The organism is Deefgea piscis (genome assembly GCF_013284055.1).
Classification (GTDB): Bacteria; Pseudomonadota; Gammaproteobacteria; order Burkholderiales; family Chitinibacteraceae; genus Deefgea; species Deefgea piscis.
The window spans coordinates 205,475-223,015 of sequence record NZ_CP054143.1 but is presented as its reverse complement, the minus strand read 5'-3'; the positions used below and the strand labels follow the sequence as shown (position 1 = coordinate 223,015).

General features: G+C 49.3%; 19 protein-coding genes. 12 read left to right on the top strand and 7 right to left on the bottom strand.

Translation table 11 applies throughout. From position 1 onward, the window contains the following. Positions 1–17 precede the first annotated feature (17 nt). Positions 18–884, bottom strand: a complete 867-nt coding sequence (locus HQN60_RS01150) for a mechanosensitive ion channel family protein (protein WP_173531960.1) — start codon at positions 882–884, stop codon at positions 18–20. A gap of 391 nt (positions 885–1,275) precedes the next feature. Here HQN60_RS01150 and aqpZ point away from each other — a divergent pair, with 391 nt between their 5' ends. Further along, positions 1,276–1,980, top strand: a complete 705-nt coding sequence (gene aqpZ / locus HQN60_RS01145; protein ID WP_173531959.1) for an aquaporin Z — start codon at positions 1,276–1,278, stop codon at positions 1,978–1,980. A 215-nt stretch (positions 1,981–2,195) separates the two neighbouring features. Here aqpZ and HQN60_RS01140 read toward each other — a convergent pair whose 3' ends face one another. Genes HQN60_RS01140 through HQN60_RS01125 form a run of 4 tightly spaced genes read right to left on the bottom strand, consistent with a single transcriptional unit; the run spans position 2,196 to position 7,173 of the window. Then, positions 2,196–2,588 carry a RidA family protein gene (locus HQN60_RS01140; protein WP_254456656.1) on the bottom strand — a complete coding sequence of 131 codons (393 nt, stop codon included), beginning with the start codon at positions 2,586–2,588 and terminating at the stop codon, positions 2,196–2,198. 15 nt (positions 2,589–2,603) lie between these two features. Further along, positions 2,604–4,073: a type II secretion system ATPase GspE gene (gspE, locus tag HQN60_RS01135; protein ID WP_173531958.1), complete on the bottom strand. Its 1,470-nt coding sequence runs from the start codon at positions 4,071–4,073 to the stop codon at positions 2,604–2,606. Continuing rightward, positions 4,070–6,406: a type II secretion system secretin GspD gene (gene gspD / locus HQN60_RS01130; RefSeq protein WP_173531957.1), complete on the bottom strand. Its 2,337-nt coding sequence runs from the start codon at positions 6,404–6,406 to the stop codon at positions 4,070–4,072. The genes gspE and gspD overlap by 4 nt, the downstream gene beginning before the upstream one ends. Next, positions 6,403–7,173 (bottom strand): hypothetical protein, encoded by a 771-nt coding sequence (locus HQN60_RS01125; protein ID WP_173531956.1) that lies wholly within the window; start codon positions 7,171–7,173, stop codon positions 6,403–6,405. Before HQN60_RS01125 ends, gspD begins: the two co-directional genes overlap by 4 nt. A 448-nt stretch (positions 7,174–7,621) precedes the next feature. On the opposite strand from HQN60_RS01125, the gene gspF reads away from it, so the two are divergent. The 10 genes from gspF (at position 7,622) to HQN60_RS01075 (ending at position 14,962) form a co-directional block, all read left to right on the top strand. Next, the gene (gene gspF, locus HQN60_RS01120; protein ID WP_173531955.1) at positions 7,622–8,824 is read left to right on the top strand and encodes a type II secretion system inner membrane protein GspF; all 1,203 of its coding nucleotides are present in this window, start codon (positions 7,622–7,624) and stop codon (positions 8,822–8,824) included. Positions 8,825–8,930: 106 nt separating this feature from the next. Beyond that, on the top strand, positions 8,931–9,404 hold the full coding sequence (locus HQN60_RS01115) for a GNAT family N-acetyltransferase (protein WP_217390191.1): 474 nt from the start codon (positions 8,931–8,933) through the stop codon (positions 9,402–9,404). Between the two features lie 66 nt (positions 9,405–9,470). Then, the gene (gspG, locus tag HQN60_RS01110; protein WP_173531953.1) at positions 9,471–9,890 is read left to right on the top strand and encodes a type II secretion system major pseudopilin GspG; all 420 of its coding nucleotides are present in this window, start codon (positions 9,471–9,473) and stop codon (positions 9,888–9,890) included. After that, positions 9,881–10,318 carry a hypothetical protein gene (locus HQN60_RS01105; protein ID WP_173531952.1) on the top strand — a complete coding sequence of 146 codons (438 nt, stop codon included), beginning with the start codon at positions 9,881–9,883 and terminating at the stop codon, positions 10,316–10,318. The genes gspG and HQN60_RS01105 overlap by 10 nt, the downstream gene beginning before the upstream one ends. Positions 10,319–10,444: 126 nt before the next feature. Next, on the top strand, positions 10,445–10,939 hold the full coding sequence (locus tag HQN60_RS01100) for a GspH/FimT family pseudopilin (RefSeq protein WP_173534549.1): 495 nt from the start codon (positions 10,445–10,447) through the stop codon (positions 10,937–10,939). Continuing rightward, positions 10,939–11,310, top strand: a complete 372-nt coding sequence (gene gspI, locus HQN60_RS01095; RefSeq protein ID WP_173531951.1) for a type II secretion system minor pseudopilin GspI — start codon at positions 10,939–10,941, stop codon at positions 11,308–11,310. Before HQN60_RS01100 ends, gspI begins: the two co-directional genes overlap by 1 nt. Further along, a complete protein-coding gene (gene gspJ / locus HQN60_RS01090) occupies positions 11,291–11,875 on the top strand; it encodes a type II secretion system minor pseudopilin GspJ (protein ID WP_173531950.1) in 585 nt (194 codons plus the stop codon). Before gspI ends, gspJ begins: the two co-directional genes overlap by 20 nt. Further along, positions 11,872–12,780 carry a type II secretion system minor pseudopilin GspK gene (gene gspK, locus HQN60_RS01085; protein ID WP_173531949.1) on the top strand — a complete coding sequence of 303 codons (909 nt, stop codon included), beginning with the start codon at positions 11,872–11,874 and terminating at the stop codon, positions 12,778–12,780. Before gspJ ends, gspK begins: the two co-directional genes overlap by 4 nt. Positions 12,781–12,922: 142 nt before the next feature. Beyond that, positions 12,923–13,555: a uracil phosphoribosyltransferase gene (gene upp, locus HQN60_RS01080; protein ID WP_173531948.1), complete on the top strand. Its 633-nt coding sequence runs from the start codon at positions 12,923–12,925 to the stop codon at positions 13,553–13,555. Positions 13,556–13,720: 165 nt separating this feature from the next. After that, positions 13,721–14,962, top strand: a complete 1,242-nt coding sequence (locus HQN60_RS01075) for a uracil-xanthine permease family protein (protein ID WP_173531947.1) — start codon at positions 13,721–13,723, stop codon at positions 14,960–14,962. Positions 14,963–15,081: 119 nt separating this feature from the next. On the opposite strand, the gene HQN60_RS01070 is transcribed toward HQN60_RS01075, so the two are convergent. Both HQN60_RS01070 and HQN60_RS01065 read right to left on the bottom strand, forming a co-directional pair. Then, positions 15,082–15,210, bottom strand: a complete 129-nt coding sequence (locus HQN60_RS01070) for a hypothetical protein (protein WP_254456655.1) — start codon at positions 15,208–15,210, stop codon at positions 15,082–15,084. A gap of 293 nt (positions 15,211–15,503) precedes the next feature. After that, a complete protein-coding gene (locus HQN60_RS01065; protein WP_173531946.1) occupies positions 15,504–15,680 on the bottom strand; it encodes a DHCW motif cupin fold protein in 177 nt (58 codons plus the stop codon). A 121-nt stretch (positions 15,681–15,801) separates the two neighbouring features. Here HQN60_RS01065 and HQN60_RS01060 point away from each other — a divergent pair, with 121 nt between their 5' ends. Further along, positions 15,802–17,508: a glutamine--tRNA ligase/YqeY domain fusion protein gene (locus tag HQN60_RS01060; protein ID WP_254456654.1), complete on the top strand. Its 1,707-nt coding sequence runs from the start codon at positions 15,802–15,804 to the stop codon at positions 17,506–17,508. The last annotated feature ends 33 nt before the right edge of the window (positions 17,509–17,541 follow it).

Below are 17,541 nucleotides of genomic sequence, written 5' to 3'. Positions count from 1 at the left end.
GCCCAAAAGCGCGCATATTAATTTGGGATGGTTTGCTTGCTGATGGATTTGTCGGTAATGCTGACATCCAAAATATTAAATGGAATGTCCACGCCTTCTTGCGTTAATTTTTCCAGTAAAAAGGCCATTAATTCGCCGCGAACTTGATAGTAATGCGCTCTATCGGTCCACACCATAAATAAGATATTAATGCTGGAATCGCCATAGCTCATCACATGAATAAACGGCGTTTGGTTTTGATCTAGCCCCGGATAGCTGGTGGCAATGTTTTCTAAAATTTGTAGCACTTTTTTCATGTCGGAATCATAAGCGACGGACACCGTAATTTTAATTCTGCGAATTGGATTGGTGTCGTAGTTGATGATATTGCCACTAATCATGACATTATTCGGAATGATAATTCGACGTCCATCCAAGCTATTGATATGGGTGGAGAAGATTTCAATTTCGGTCACATTGCCCATCACGCCATTGACTTTAATAAAGTCGCCAATGACAAATGGGCGCGAAAAAAACAACACCACCCCACCGGCAAAATTAGATAAAAATTCCTTTAAAGAAATACCAATCCCTAAGCCAATGGCACTAATCATCGTGGCTATCGAGCGCTCGCTAAAGCCAAAAGCGAGTAAACCGAGTAAGAAAAAAGCAATATATAAACCCAACTTGGTCATTGAACGGCTAAATTGCTTGGTGTTTTCGTCGGTATTGAGGATGTAGACCTTAGAAAAATATTTATCGACTTTTTTGACCAAGTAAGAGCCAGCAAAAATAATCAATGCAAATAAAAAAAGTCGAAAACAAAAAATGATCGCATCATGAAACAGTAGATGAAATAAAGATTCTTCTTGGTTGATATTCAGTACGTTGAGATAGTGATTCATAGTCGATTTACCTGCATCAGTCAGTGTTGATTGCCAATCAATCAGTAAGCGGTAATGCGACTTGCTGACTAAATTAATTCATTATTTTGACAGAATAAGCATTGCTGAAGACAGTGAGTGCAATATTACCGCTGGGCTGTTGATATAACTTACAAACGGCAGGAAATGGGCTCGGGTCTGCGCAGCAAATGAGTAATAAACGGCATAAACTGCTTAAAAATAGAATATTTACCTTAGGAAGCGGTATTTTTATGGTTTTGTGGTCATAAAAATGTTCTATCATGTGCGCCGTTTCATATTTTGATTTTATAGTAAGCAGAGGAATAGTAAATTCAATTACTTGGTTACTTTTTTAGTCAGCAATATGAGCAAAAACAAAAAGGATATCAACATGTATACATTAAATCAGCGTTTAGCTGCTGAATTCATCGGCACATTTTGGCTAGTTTTAGGCGGTTGCGGCAGTGCGGTTTTGGCTGCGGCCTTTCCTGAATTAGGTATTGGTTTTGCCGGTGTGGCTTTGGCATTTGGTTTGACGGTGTTAACCATGGCCTTTGCCATTGGCCATATTTCAGGCTGCCATTTAAACCCAGCGGTGTCATTTGGTTTGGTCGTTGGTGGCCGTTTCCCCGCCAAAGATTTAGTTCCCTATGTTGCTGCGCAAGTGCTTGGCGGGATTTTGGGCGCCACGGTGCTGTACTTTATTGCAACGGGTAAGCCTGGCTTTGTTGCCGGCGGCTTTGCCAGTAACGGTTATGATTTATTATCACCAGGGCATTACGCAATCACTGCGGTATTTTTATGTGAAGTGGTGATGACGTTTATGTTTTTATTCATCATCTTGGGCGCAACCGATGCGCGCTCGCCAGCGGGTTTTGCGCCGATTGCGATTGGTTTGGGCTTGACCTTGATTCACTTGATTTCTATTCCGGTGAGCAATACTTCGGTCAATCCGGCGCGTAGTTTGGCTGCCGCTTTATTTGCCGATACTGCCGCATTGAGCCAAGTTTGGTTATTCTGGGTCGCCCCATTGATCGGCGCGGCGATTGCGGGCGTGGTGTACAAAATGGTGGGCGGTGACGGTAAGCAAAAGTAACACTGAACTAGATTAATGATAGGGGTATTGCCATCAAGGCTTTTTAAAAAAAGGCCTGGTGGCAATACCCCTTTATTTTGGATCAAAGCTAAACGGGCCGCTGTTGACGCTGGTGGATTTTTTTTTGCTTGCTCCGCCGTCCTTGGCCGCGATTTAAAGCGCCGGTTTGCGGGGCACGCCGGATGATTGCTGGTAGAACAAAGCCGTGGCTCTACTTATTGATTCTTAAAGGCTGTTAAATCCATCGTCATTAAAGCACCTTTTTTCGGTAGATCGGCAACCGCAATGACGGTGCGAGCAGGGCGATGCTGGGGCAATATTTCGGCATAGGCTTGGTTCATCGCGGCAAAATCAGCGACGTTTTTTAAGTACACATGAATTTGCATCACATCATTGAGCGACGCGCCAACTGATTCGAGCAGCAATTGAAAATTAAGCAAAATCTGTTTGGCTTGCGAATAAGCGTCAGGGCCGGCGAGTTCACCCGTTTGGCTATCAACACCCGGTGTTCCCGAAATCACAATAAACGGCCCAGATTGGGCGATATGACTATATGGCCCAATCGGTTGAAATAGATGTTCGGGGCTAAATGTTTTTATCGTCATCATCGGCCTATGCGAGGTTTAATGGCTGCTGCGGGTGATTCTAAGCATTTCTTCAAAGCTACTCACGCCTTCAAGTACACGCGCTGAAGCGTCGCTGCGTAAGCTGGTCATACCGAGGCTTTCGGCGTAGTTGCGAATGTCTTGCTCGTTGGCCGAATTATGAATCTGGGTGCGCATCGCTTCATCAACCACGAGTAATTCATGAATCCCACTGCGGCCACGATAGCCGGTTTGGGCGCAATGTGGGCAGCCCACTGCACGGTATAATGTGATTTTTTCTTGGGTATTGACCCCAAGCTCAATTAATTCATCATCGCTAGCGATATACGGTGCTTTGCAGTCGGAGCATAAGTTGCGTACCAAACGCTGCGCCAAGACGCCGATGGTCGATGAGGCGAGTAAAAACGGCTCAATGCCCATATCCACCAAACGAGTAATCGCGCTGGCCGCATCGTTGGTGTGCAAGGTGGCGAGGACTAAATGACCGGTGAGCGAGGCTTGAACGGCAATTTGCGCGGTTTCCAAATCGCGAATTTCACCAATCATAATAATGTCGGGATCTTGCCGCAAAATCGCCCGCAGCGCCCGAGCAAAACTCATTTCGATGCGAGTATTGACTTGGGTTTGGCCGATGCCGTCTAAGTCGTATTCAATCGGGTCTTCCACCGTCATAATATTGCTGTTTTTGGCGTCCATACTGCCCAGCGCCGCGTACAGCGTGGTGGTTTTGCCCGAGCCGGTTGGGCCGGTTACCAGCACAATGCCATGCGGCGCGGCGAGTAATTGATTCAGTGGTTTCAGCGTGGCCTCACGCATGCCGAGTTTGGCTAGCTCTAAACGGCCAGCGGATTTATCGAGTAAACGCAGTACGGCGCGCTCGCCGTGGCCGGTGGGTAATGTGGAAACGCGAATATCGACCGGGCGACCGGCAATGCGCAGGTTGATGCGCCCGTCTTGCGGTAAGCGTTTTTCGGCAATATCTAGCGCTGCCATCACTTTAATCCGCGACACCAAGGCGGCATGCAGCGCGCGATTGGGCTCGACCACATCGCGCAAAGTGCCGTCCACCCGATAGCGCACCACGGAGCGCGTCTCAAAAGGCTCGATATGCACATCGGAGGCATTTTCGCGTAGCGCTTCGGTAAAAATCGCATTGATCAGGCGAATGACCGGGGATGATTCTTCGGCCTCCATGAGGTCTGAGACTTCGGGCATGTCTTGAATCAAGCGCGCCAAATCGGCCGATTCTTCGATGTCGTCCACCATATTGATGGCGCTGGTTTTGCCGTTGCCAAAGTGCTGCGTTAAGCGGGCATCAAAGCTAGCTGCGGGCAAGATATGTAATTGCGTTGGGCCGCATTGGCGGCGAACTTCGCCCAACGCCGCTGCGCTGGCGCCTTGTCGCACATAAATCGGGGTGATGCCATCGTGAATTGGGCCGTCAAATAGGCCAAATTCACGTGCATACATATATGAAACAACACTCATTCGGAATTGCCATTGGCTAAAGGTGGCGGGGTAAGGCGTAGCACTTGGCCGACTTTTATGTCGTTGTGATTATTGAGCCGATTCCACAGCGCTAAATCCCGCAAGCTTTGCCCAGAACGCAATGAGATTTGATATAAAGTATCGCCGTCTTTAACCGTATGCGATTGCGCTGTCGCGACTGCGTTTTGCGGCTCGGCCCTCGCTTGTGGCTCGGAGTTGACTACGCTGCTGTTCTCTTTGGCCGGTTCGCTCGCTACCGCACTGGCAGGCGTTGGTAGCGAGTACACTGATTGGCCGTTGTCTGGTGCGCGATCGGGGAGTTGCACTTTGGGCATATCTTGCAAGAAAACATGACCGTCGACTTTGTAATCGCCTTGTTGTTTTTGTAAATACTGATAACGATCATCAGTCAGGCGGCTATTGGCGGCGCTGTCGCGAATCACCACGGGGCGCAAAAACACCATTAGGCTAACTTTTTGCCATTCGCGGCTATCATATTTAAACAAGTTGCCGATAAGGGGTATATCGCCCAAGCCCGGTACTTGATTGCCTTTGTTGCCAATACGGTCTTCAATTAATCCACCAAGCACTACAATTTGCCCGTCATCGACTAAAACTTTGGTTTCAATCGTACGCATTTTGGTCGCCAAGCCGGCCCCGGCAGTGTTGACGGTATTGTCGATGCTCGAGACTTCTTGGTACACATTGAGCGTAATTACGCCGCCTTCAGACACTTGTGGGCGAACGCGCAGTTTAATCCCGATGTCTTTGCGTTCCACCGTCACAAATGGATTGGTGTTATTGGTGCTGGACGATTGCGAGCCGGTAATAATTGGGATGTTTTGCCCGACGGTGATTTTGGCTTCTTCATTGTCCAATGTCAGCAAATTGGGCGTGGATAACACATTACCATTGCCGCTACTTTGTAAGGCCGAAGCCAACAGCCCTAAGCTGGCGCTGCCATTACGTGGGTCACCATTAAAAATCCCCAAAGTGAGTCCGGCAGGAATTCCGGCTGGGGTTTTGTTAATGATATTGCCGATGATATTACCCAAGCCGCCGGTGCCAGGGTTGATATTGGTCACGCCGCCCGCGCCGATTTTATCGTTGCCGCCGGCCAATAACCATTGAAAACCAAATTCAGAGAGTTTGGATAAATTGACTTCGGCAATCATCGCTTCAACATAAATTTGCGAGCGGCGAACGTCGAGTTTTTCAATCACGGCGCGCAAATTATTATAAATATTTTGCGGCGCAGTAATGATTAAGGCATTGGTGGTGCTATCGGCCTGAATTCTGACCGTAGCGCCTGCAATCTGTACATTGGTGCCGCTATTGGTATTGACCGGATTGAAGTTATTGTTACCGCCGGTATTGCCGCCATTATTGATATTGGCGCTGTTATTGTTGAGGTTTTGATTGGCATTTGCATTCATGCTGGATGAATCTTCTTGCCCAGTCAAAATGCCTTTTAATGTCGCGGCTAATTTACTGGCTTCGGCATTTTTTAAATACACCACATTAATGGTGCTATCGCTGGTGGCCGCTTCATCCAGATTGGTAATCAGCTGGCGTAATTGGCTGGTTTGCGCTGCATTGAGTGCGCGCACCATTAAGCGATTACCACGCGGATCGGGCACCACAATCGAACGGCGCACGCCGTCATTACTCGGAATCGGCGCGCCGCCGACTTGCACGCTCACTTCAGGCATCAGGCGGGCAATGTTTTGCGCCACATCCAGCGCCGAGGCATTGTTGAGTTTGATGGTAAAGACGTCGGTATTTTTCGGCTGATCGATATTGTCGATAATGCGCGATAGGCGACGAATATTGTCGGCGTAGTCGGTAATCACCAAGGTATTGCTAGTACCCGATTGATACGCGCTAATCAGGCTGCTTGGTGACGCCAGTGGCCGCAACATGGTCGCCATTTGATTGGCGCCTTCATTATTGAGGGCAAAAATCTGGGTGATAATTTGCTCGCCATTGGCATTTTCGCCGCGAACCAAGGTTTTGTTACTCAGCGCTTTACTGTCGGCTTCGAGCTGAATTTTGATCGCGCCATTGGCTTGTACGGTACTAAATCCAGCTTGCCGTAGTGCCGATTGCAAAATGGGGTAGACCAAATCTTTCGATACCGGTTGGGTCGACACGATGTTGATCGTGCCTTTTACGCGCGGATCAATAATAAAGTTTTTGCCGGTAATTAGGCTAATGGCTTTTACCGTGGTTTCAATATCGGAATTAATGAAATTGAGCATGACTTTGTCGTCAGCGTCGGCAGCAAATATCAATTGGCTACATAAAAGTGCGCCAATAATTAATTTTTTCATGGATTCACGGTGTAGCTAATAGTTTGAGATTGATCTTGCCGTTGAATTTGCAAAGATAGCTGATTTTGTTGGCTAAATGCGCCGTAGAGCAAAGAGAGATCGTCGAGCTTATTGAGTGAGCGGCCATTAATGGCTTTAAGAATATCGCCGTCGCGCAATTGCAGTACTTGCGCTAATTGCTGTTGGTTGGCTTGCTCAACTACAATGCCGCCAGCAGCGCTGGTGCCTAAACCTTTACTCCAATTGGCTAAATTGCCACCTTGTAAAATTCCAGTGAGCTGGCCGCGCGTTAAGCTCACCGCGGCCTCGGTACGGCTCGGTGCAGTGGGCGCTGCGGTATGGTTGATTTGTGGCGCAACCGAGTTGGCTAAGGGCGTACTGGCTGCAGCGGGTAAGTAGATTTTCTTCTGTGTGCCGTGTAAATCGAGCACGATGTGATCGTGCTGTGCGGCAATCAATTGGCCATATGCACCCACTTGATCACCCACTTTAACTGCGACTGCGCTCGCTTCTAGCCCATCAATAATCGCGATACCTTGCGCACCTGAAACCAAGGCGCGTAATGACAACTGCGATGCTTCATTGGCCACACTATTTGAGGCGGTAGCAAATAGTTTGACAACGGCATCGGGGTTAAAGGACTGTATTTTTGGCGCAGCATAGGCCAAACGCAGCGCAGGGCTGCTGGTGCGGGGGGTAATCCATTGCCAGATTAAGCCAGCAAACAACCAAATGCAGACCGCAGCGAGCAGGTATTGGATTAGCAAGGGGAGTCGTTTAAAGGAAAAAGACATCAAGCAGATAAGACGGTAAAGGTATTGAATTTCATATTGTTTTTAGTCGTTTAATCCCGATTTATGGTGATTTGTTGCGCTGTGGTTTTTTATTCGCGCAATTTAGTCATCACTTAGCTCGCCAAGCATAATCTCAAAGCAGTGGATAAAGTGATTTGTTGCAAAAAAAGTCAAATTGATATGTTGTCATTTTTGCAAGGTAAACTACTGGCTTCAATCTGTTTTTTCTAAGCATTAATTGGCGATGATTCAGATTTTAATGCTTGCTGTGAGCAGAAAATTTAACATCCTCGGTCATTATTTCATAGAAAAATTTATTGAGTGCAGACATTGAATCACAACTAAATGACTGTAATATGGCAATTCTCTTTTAATTAGCAATTTTTGGCTAGGGCGATACTCGCCCCTGTAAGTGACGCTCGTGACTGCATTTATTTATCAAGCGCTGCCGATTGTGGGCGGCAAAGAACGTCGAGGGCAAATTGATGCCGATTCGCCGCGCCATGCCCGCAGTCTTTTGCGCGAGCAGGGCTTGTTGGCCACGCAGTTGCAGCCAGCGCAAAATATCGAACAACAAGCCGCACGTTTAAGCCTATCGAGCCAGCAATTATCCACACTGACACGGCAGTTTTCAGCGCTGCTCGATGCCGGCCTGACCATTGACGAGCTGTTGATTGTATTGGCCGAGCAAACCGAGCATCGCAAAACGCAGCAAGTGCTGGCGGGTTTACGGCAAGACGTGATGGCTGGGATGCCGCTGTCGCAAGGTATGGCGCAATTTCCACGGGTTTTTCCGATGCTATACCGCACGCTAGTTAAAGCCGGTGAAGAATCGGGCAAGCTCGCTGGCGTGATGCAGCGCTTGGCCGATTACCTAGAGGCGCGTGGCGACTTAAATAGCAAAATTGCGATTGCGTTTATTTATCCTGCCGTGGTGATGCTGGTCTCGGCCTTGGTGATTTTAGGCATGCTCACTTGGGTGGTGCCGCAAATGGTGCAAGTGTTTGAGTCGGCCAAACAAACCCTGCCGCTACTCACTCGAGCGCTGCTCTGGACGAGTGCGGTGATTCAAAGCATCGGCGGCTGGGTGTTGCTGGCTGTGATTTTGGCCAGTGTGGCGGCGTTTTATGCGCTTAAAAAACCCGAGTTGAAATTACGCTTTCATGTTTGGCGTTTAACATGGCCGCTATTGGGCTATTTAGATCGCCTGGCCAATACCGCCCGTTTTGCCAGTACCTTGGCGATTTTATCCGGTAGTGGCGTGCCTTTATTAAAGTCACTCGATGCTGCCGAAGGCGTGATGAGCAACCTCAAACTGCAAAGCGCGGTGGCCGAGGTGGCTGCTCAAGTGCGTGAAGGTGTGAGTTTGGCTCGAGCGATGAAAACTGCCGCAGTGTTTCCGCCGTTATTGCTGCATTTGGTCGCCAGCGGCGAAGCGACCGGACGTTTGGCGCTAATGCTCGATCGTGCCGCTACCGAGCAAAGTAAAGAGCTCGACCGTAAAGTCACCGCGTTTACCAGCTTACTTGGCCCTGTGATGGTGTTAGTGATGGGCGCCGTGGTGATGATGATAGTGATGGCGATCTTGTTGCCGGTGTTTGAGATGAATCAGTTGGTGAAATAGCGGCGATTAAGCCTAGTTGGCATTTGGCGCAGCGTTAACTTTTAGTCGTCATACGGTGTTAAAGCAGGGGGTTTAGATGCAGCAAGTCGAAATTAGGCATAGCACCATGGCCGATATAGAAGCGATTAATGCCGTGCATGCGGGGCCCAAAGCGTATGCGGGGACGCTGGACTTGCCGTATGGCAATCCCACGAAATGGCAAAAAATGTTGAGTGACTTACCCCCGAATTCGGTGAGTTTGGTTGCACTGCGGGAAGGGCAATTACTCGGGCATTTGATGCTGGGGATCGATCCGCATCCTCGTCGGCGACATATTGCTTGGTTTGGTATTTGGGTTCGCGATGATGTGCAAGGGCAGGGCATTGGTCAACAGCTGCTCGCCGCCGCCATTGATTTAGCTGATAACTGGCAAAATATTCACCGCCTAGAAATTACGGTGTATGTCGATAACGTGGCGGCGATTGCTTTATATCGCAAATTTGGATTTGAAGTTGAAGGAGAGGGCAAAGACTATGCTTTTCGCGATGGTCGTTATGTGAACGCCTATTACATGGCAAGAATTCGACGCCAGCCGCTTTAGTATGATGTATTGCTTTGAAGGTTTGATTTAGTTTGCCTTATGGCTTAATACCCCTGTGGAGTAGAAATGAAAGCAAGTCGTGGTTTTACTTTAATTGAGATTTTAGTAGTGGTTTCGATCTTGGCGATTTTGGGGGCACTGATTGTGCCCAAAATTATGGATAGACCCAACGAAGCGCGAATTGTCGCGGCCAAGCAAGATGTGTCGTCGATTATGGCGGCGCTTAAATTATATAAATTAGACAACGGTCGCCTGCCGACCACTGAACAAGGCCTCAAAGCCTTGGTACAAAAACCAACGACTGATCCGGTGCCGATGAACTGGAAATCTGGCGGTTACCTCGAGAAAACCCCGAAAGATCCATGGGGTCAAGATTATGTGTATTTAAATCCCGGTGTTCACGGTGAAATTGACGTTTTGAGTTATGGTCCAGAAGGCCAAGCGGGGGCGGATAAGCCCGAGAATTTAATCGGCTCATGGCAATAATGATTTTTGCTACTGCGAACCGCAAATCCGGCGTTATTGCTGCGGGGAAAAATCCTCATTTACTTAATGTAAATTCCGGTTTTTCTCCTCGCAATGCCTGGTCTTTGCAGTTCTCGCTACGCAAAATCAGAGCTACTGCGAACTGCAAATCCAGCGTTATTGCTGTGGGGAAAAATCCTCATTTACTTGATGTAAATCCCGGTTTTTCTCCTCGCAATGCCTGGTCTTTGCAGTTCTCGCTACGCAAAATCAGAGCTACTGCGAACCGCAAATCCAGCGTTATTGCTGTGGGGAAAAATCCTCATTTACTTGATGTAAATTCCGGTGTTTCTCCTGCTTGGTCTTTGCAGTTCTCGCTACGCAAAATCGTTGCTACTGCAAACTGCAAATTCGGCGTTATTGCTGCGGGGAAAAATCTTCATTGCTGAATGTAAAATCCGGTTTTTCTCCTGCCTGGTCTTTGCGGTTCTCGCTACGCAAAATCTGGCCGTTTTCGGGCCGAAGAAACGCTTCTTTTGCTAATGCAAACACATTTTGGAAATTAACTCCCATTGATGGTTAAAAAAAGTATTTCGTCGCCATTGCAGTCCGGATTTACGCTGCTCGAAATCCTCGTGGTGACGGCGATTATTTTGATTGTCACCAGTGTGACGGTGTTTCATTTTAATCGGGGTGATGGCGCACAAGCGGCGGCGGAGCGCTTGGTGCTGCAATTTGAAGCGGCGCGCGATGAGGCTTTGGCCAGTGGCCATGCTTTGGCATGGACTAGCGATGGTGCTGCATATCAGTTTTGGTTTAAAAATCCGCGCCAAGAGTGGGAAGTATTAAAAGATCGTGAGGGTTTACGTGCTTTGCCGTGGGCGGAAGAGGTGCAGGTTCGCGGGCAAAAAATCAATCAGCAAAATCGTCCTTTGGGTGACAAGATTATTTTCCCCGCCGATGGGGTAATTGAATCTTTTGAACTTGAGCTACAGGGGCGAGATACACAATGGCAAATTACAGGCGATGTGATGGGGCGGTTTAAAGTTCAAGCGGTAGCGGCGCAGTGATGGCGCGCCGATCTTGGGGATTTACTTTGGTTGAAGTGCTGGTGGCGCTGGCGGTGCTGGGCATTACTTTGGCGGCCGCGGCTAAATTGGTGATGGGCTCAACCGACACCTTAATTACCTATCGCACGCGCACATTGGCCAGTTGGGTGGCGAGTAATTTGGTCAATCAGCATTTGGCGATGCGGGTATTTCCAGAAACCGGTTCTACACAAGGGCAAGTGCAGCAAGGCGGGGAAGCGTTTATTTATCGGATGAACGTGAGCCCAACGCCTAATTATAGTTTTCGCCGGATTGAGCTATTAGTTTCGGTGCCGAGTGACCCTGAGCATGCTTTGGCGCAGCAGGTGTTTTATGCTGCGCGAGTGGATTAAGCCGATGTCGCGTGGATTTACTTTGCTTGAGGTGTTGGTGGCACTGGCGGTGTTTGCGATCATGAGTTTGATCACCTATCGCGGTGTTAGTATGGTGATTGATACGCGCAGCGCCGTGGTCAGCGAAACGCAGTACTGGCGCGAGCTCACCTTGGCTTTTGAGCGAATGGAAAGCGATTTAAGCCAAATCGCGCCAAGGCCCTGGCGCGATGCGGCGGGACAGCTTAATCCGCCGCTGCGTAGCGTAAGCCGTAGTGAAGCGCCGGTGGGTTTGGAATTTATTCGTTTTGATGGCGATCGAGCGCCATTGCATGGGATTTATGAGTGCCAAGATCAAGCGCTCAATCTGAAGCTTTACCCTCGCGCGGATTTGCAAGCGGGTGATGAGGCGGTAACGCATCAGCTGCTTGCGCAATTAACGCGCTGTGAGCTTGATTTTCTCGACGCCAAAAATCAGTGGCGTTCGCAATGGACTGAGGCCAGTGAGCGGCCTCGGGCGATCCGCATTCGGCTCGCCTTTGCGCAGCGCGTAGGCGATTTTGAACGGATTTTTTTACTGCCATGAAGTGCAAAATCAATCCAAGCCGGCCAGCGTTGCGCCAAGCTGGCGTTGCCATTATCGCCGCCTTGATGGTCGCGGCTTTAGTCGCTTCTATCGCGGGCTTATTGATGGTGCGTCAGCAACGGGCGCTACAGCAATTAGAAATCCGTAAAGACACGGCGGAGGCGCGTGCGGCGACATGGTCGGTGCTGCAATTAGTGCGTCTCACCTTGCGGGACGATGCTCGAGCTGGCCAGCCCGATCATTTACGTAAGCCGTGGGCTGTGCCGATTCCCGAAATTAAAATCGAAAATGGTGCCATGAGCGGGCGTTTGATTGAGCTTAATGGCCGCTTTAATTTAGGTAATTTAATCGATCAAAACGGCCAGCCGATTCCTGCCGCATGGGCCGCTTATCAGCGTTTATTGGCCAATTTAGGGTTACCGAGCAATTTGGCGGACAACTTGCGGCAATATCAGGTGCAGCATGCAGTGCCGCAGGGCGAGAAAAAAATCTGGCTGCCGCTGATTGATCCCAACGAATTGGCAAATGTGGCGGGCTATACGCCCGAGGTCATGCGCCAGCTTGAGCCCAGTATTGTCACCTTGCCCGTGGCAACCGCACTCAATGTGAATTTTGCTTCGCCCGAAGTGCTGGCAGCTTGGCTGCCGAAACTCACCGTATCTGCTGCTGAGCAAGCCTTATCAAAGCGTAGAAGCCAATACTTCAATAGTCCGGCCGATTTAATCGCCCATTTACCTAAGGAGGCGCAAGCTGATATAGCTGATCAGCTACTTACGGTGAAAAGCCAGTATTTTTGGGCTGATATGGGCGCTCGCTTTGGAAACGTCTTAATGCAGCACCGCGCATTATTGGATCGCTCAAAAAATGATATGCCCGTGGTCTTGTCAGTTCGGCGAATGTATTGAGTATGCGGAGGCATTAATCCGTGCTGTTTGCTGCTGGCGGCTTGAATATCAGCTTATTGTGTTGATGTAAGCACAATTACTACGATGGCACTTTTCGCTGAAAAGCCTACAATGGCGGCATTCCTATATCGAGAAGCGCATCATGCAGATTACTGTCGTTAATCACCCATTGGTTCAACATAAATTGGCTTTAATGCGCGAAGCTGATGTTTCGACCAATAAATTTCGTTTGCTGACTGAAGAGTTGGCGCGTTTGCTGGCTTACGAAGCCACGCGTGATTTACCACTCGAAGACGTGACGATTAATGGCTGGTGCGGTGAAGTGGCCGTCAAAAAAATCAAAGGCAAGAAACTCACCGTGGTACCTATTTTGCGCGCGGGTTTGGGCATGCTCAATGGCGTGCTCGATTTAGTGCCTTCGGCCAAAATCAGCGTAGTGGGTTTGGCGCGCGATGAAGAAACTTTGCAGCCAGTACCTTATTTTGAGAAATTCGTTGGCGATTTAGAAGATCGTTTAGCTTTGATTATCGATCCAATGCTGGCGACTGGCGGCTCTTTGGTGGCAACGATCGATATGCTCAAACGCAATGGCTGCAAAGAAATCGTCGCCATCGTGATGGTGGCTGCGCCAGAGGGTGTCAAATTGGTCAATGAACAACACCCGGATGTGCAGATTGTTACTGCATCACTCGACTCGCATCTGAATGAGCAAGGCTATATCATTCCGGGCTTGGGCGACGCTGGCGACAAGATTTTCGGTACAATTCATAAGTAAAGTCGTACTTGGCTTGGCAAAACACAGCTTTAATGCTTTTTGCCTCGCTAGCGCCGAACTAGGCATCTGCGAGTCCGACTGCAGTATTTAATTCAGGCATATCCATAAAATCAATGACGGCACGCGAACATAAATCATGTTGGCGTGACCGCTTGGGGAGAAATCATGTTTTCCGAAGTAAAACAATTTATATCTGGGGCACAAATTTTATTTGTCGCCTTTGGCGCGCTGGTGCTGGTGCCACTCTTGACCGGGCTGAATCCGGCGATGGCACTGTTAGGTGCCGGTGTCGGTACTTTGATGTTTCAGTTGATTACCCGTCGGCAAGTGCCGATTTTTTTAGGTTCATCATTTGCCTTTATCGGCCCAATTATTTTTGCCATGCAAACTTGGGGCCAGGCCGCTACGCAGTTCGGCTTATTCTTTGCTGGGTTTATGTATTTCATCATCGCCGGTTTGATTAAATGGCGCGGCATGGGCTTTATCCATAAATTACTGCCGCCGGTGGTGATTGGTCCGGTGATTATGGTGATTGGTTTGTCGGTGGCTGTTGCGGCTTCTGGCATGGCGATGGGTCAAGGCGGCGGTAAACAGATCGTGCCTTATGGTGTGTCGTTATTTCTAGCCACATTGTCTTTGGCAACGACGATTGCGGTGTCGGTGTTTGCTGGCGGCATGCTGCGTTTGGTGCCGATTCTATCCGGTGTGGTGGTGGGTTATGTTGCGGCAATCTTTTTAGGCGTGGTTGACTTATCGAGCATTGCTGCTGCGCCATGGTTTGCGATGCCGCACTTTGTGAAGCCTGAAATCAATTGGGCGGCCGCTTTGTTTATGTTGCCAGTGGCGATTGCGCCAACGATTGAGCATATCGGCGCGGTAATGGCGGTGGGTAAAGTAACAGGTACTGATTACACCGAGAAGCCAGGCTTACATCGCACTTTGGCTGGTGATGGCTTGGGGGTGTGTTTTGCTGGTATGGTCGGCGGCCCGCCAATTACCACGTATTCGGAAGTGACGGGTGCCTTAATGATTACCCGTAATTTTAATCCGGTGATCATGACCTACGCGGCGATTTTAGCGGTGATTTTGGCGTTCTTCGGCAAATTTAATGCGATTTTGGTTTCGATTCCATTGCCAGTGATGGGCGGAATTATGGTGCTGTTGTTCGGTACAATTGCTTCAATTGGCTTGAAAACCTTGATCGACAGTAAGCTCGACTTAATGGCGCCACGTAATTTAGTGATTGTGTCAGTCGTGCTCACGTGTGGTATCGGCGGTTTGATGGTGCAAGTGGGTAATTTCAACTTGGCCGGTGTTGGCTTAGTGAGCGTATTGGCGATTGCTTTAAATCTATTGCTACCCGCTGATAAGCGCCACGATGGGATTGTTGAAGGGCAAGATATTTAAGGGTATTGCTGTCTAAGCATTATATTTAATTGCTTGGATTGAAATACCCAAGGCCGCTATTGCGCTAGTCGCGATAGCGGCTTTTTTGTGTCTGCCGTTTATGCAAAGTGGGGTGGTTTTTAATCGACAATAAACAGCGTGGCACCGAGTCGGGTGGAGGAGCGATGGGTTTCGGCTTGATCGGCCACTTGATAACTATGGCCTGCGCTTAGTGTAAAGCTGCGGCCGTCTTCAAGTTCGGTGATCAATTCACCGGCTAAGCACAATAAAATGTGGCCTTTGCTAGGGGGCTGTTGACGTTTGGTTTTCCGCCGCGCGGGAGTGCTTTTCGCGGCGAATCAAGGCGTAGTAAGCGATACATAGTCATTCTATGTGAGCTTGCTACAACACAGAGTCGCCGCGAAAAGCGCCCAGCCCGCAGGGTTTGGCGGCTTTTGGCCTGATGCTGCGTTACAAAGCGCTGGCGTAGAATGACTACGCTGCGCGCTTCGTGCCTTGCCTCAGGCCAAAATCCGCGCAAACGCGGTTGGCAAACCAAACGTCAACAGCCCCTCAACCAATGATCTGCGAGATAGCCCGCGCTATATTCGACCATTCGCACTCGAATCGTATCAAATTGCTGGGTGCGCCAATAGGCCATGCCGGTGATGCCGGGGTGTTCGGTTTTTTCGATATTGGCCCAGTCGGTAACGCCAAAAGGAATATTTGCGATTTGCATGGCAGGATGCTCATTCCAATAATGGCCACTTTATACCACGCGCTGCGATAGAGAAGGCAGTGAACGCGTTGATTTGGTAGAATCGCTACTTATAAAAGACAACTCCAGAGTTTGAGCCGCAATGAGTGAAAAAATGAGCCCTGCAGCGAGTGCAGAAACCGCACCTGTAAACAGTAATTTTATCCGCCAAATCATTGATGCCGATCTAGCTAGCGGCAAGCACACCGCGGTGCAGACGCGCTTTCCGCCTGAGCCAAACGGCTACTTGCATATCGGCCACGCTAAATCGATTTGCCTTAATTTTGGCATTGCTCAAGATTACAACGGTCTGTGCAATTTACGCATGGATGACACCAATCCAGAAAAAGAAAACATTGAGTACGCCGCCGCCATTGAAGACGACGTGCGCTGGTTGGGTTTTGCATGGAATGGCGATGCACGCCATTCTTCGGACTATTTTGAGCAGCTCTACGGCTACGCCGTTGAACTAATCAACGCCGGCAAAGCGTATGTTTGCGAATTAAACGCCGAGCAAATGCGTGATTACCGTGGCGACTTCCAAAAGCCAGGCCGCAACAGCCCGTTCCGTGATCGCACGCCTGCTGAAAATCTCGATTTGTTCACGCGCATGCGCGCTGGCGAGTTTGAAGACGGCAGCAAAACGCTGCGCGTTAAAATCGATATGCAGTCGCCAAACTTAAATATGCGCGACCCAGTGATTTATCGCATTAAACGCGCAACGCATATCAAAACCGGCGATAGCTGGTGCATTTACCCGATGTATGACTACACACACTGCATCTCGGATGCCTTAGAGGGCATTACCCATAGTTTGTGTACCTTGGAATTTGAAGATCACCGCCCGCTCTACGACTGGGTACTCGACAATATCAGCCTTGAATGCCATCCACAGCAGATCGAATTCTCGCGCCTTGAGTTGCTGTATTCGATCACTTCGAAGCGCAAACTCAATCAATTGGTGACCGGCAACTTTGTTTCGGGTTGGGACGATCCACGCATGACGACCATTAGCGGCATGCGCCGCCGTGGTTATAGTCCAGAAGGCATCCGTTTGTTTGCGCAGCGAATTGGCGTGAGCAAAGGCGAAAACATCATTGATTTCACCACGCTCGAAGGCGCGGTGCGCGAGCAGCTTGAAGGCAGCAGCCCACGCGTGATGGCGGTACTTAATCCACTGAAAGTCACACTAACTAATTTTGAAGCTGGCGTAACCGGTTCACGGACTGCGCCGTTCCATCCGCACCACGAAGAATTTGGCGAGCGTGAAATCCCGATTGCGCGTGAGATTTGGATTGAACAAGACGACTTCGCTGAAGAACCACCCAAAGGCTGGCAACGTCTAACCGTTGGCTCGGAAGTGCGCTTGCGCTATTCGTATGTGATTAAGTGCGATGAAGTGGTGAAAGACGCAGATGGCAAAGTGATTGAATTGCGTTGCAGTTTGGATACCGAAACGCTGGGTAAAAACCCAGAAGGTCGCAAAGTGAAAGGTGTGATCCACTGGATTTCTGCTGAGCACGCAGTGCCTGCGACGGTGAATTTGTACGAACGCCTGTTTACTGAAGCGCGCCCAGATGCGGTGCGCGGTGAAGATGGTCAGTATGTCGATTTCACGCAATTCATTAACCCTGAATCGCTCAAAACCATCACGGCTTACGTGGAAAGCTGCGTCGTGAATGCGGCACCAGAAACCCGCTATCAGTTCGAACGTTTGGGTTATTTCATTACCGATCGTCACAACCATCAAGCGGGTGGCACGCCGGTGTTTAATCGCACGGTCACGTTGAAAGACAGTTGGGCGAAGTAATCAAACTGTCGGTCGGGCTTGCTGGCCGGTTTG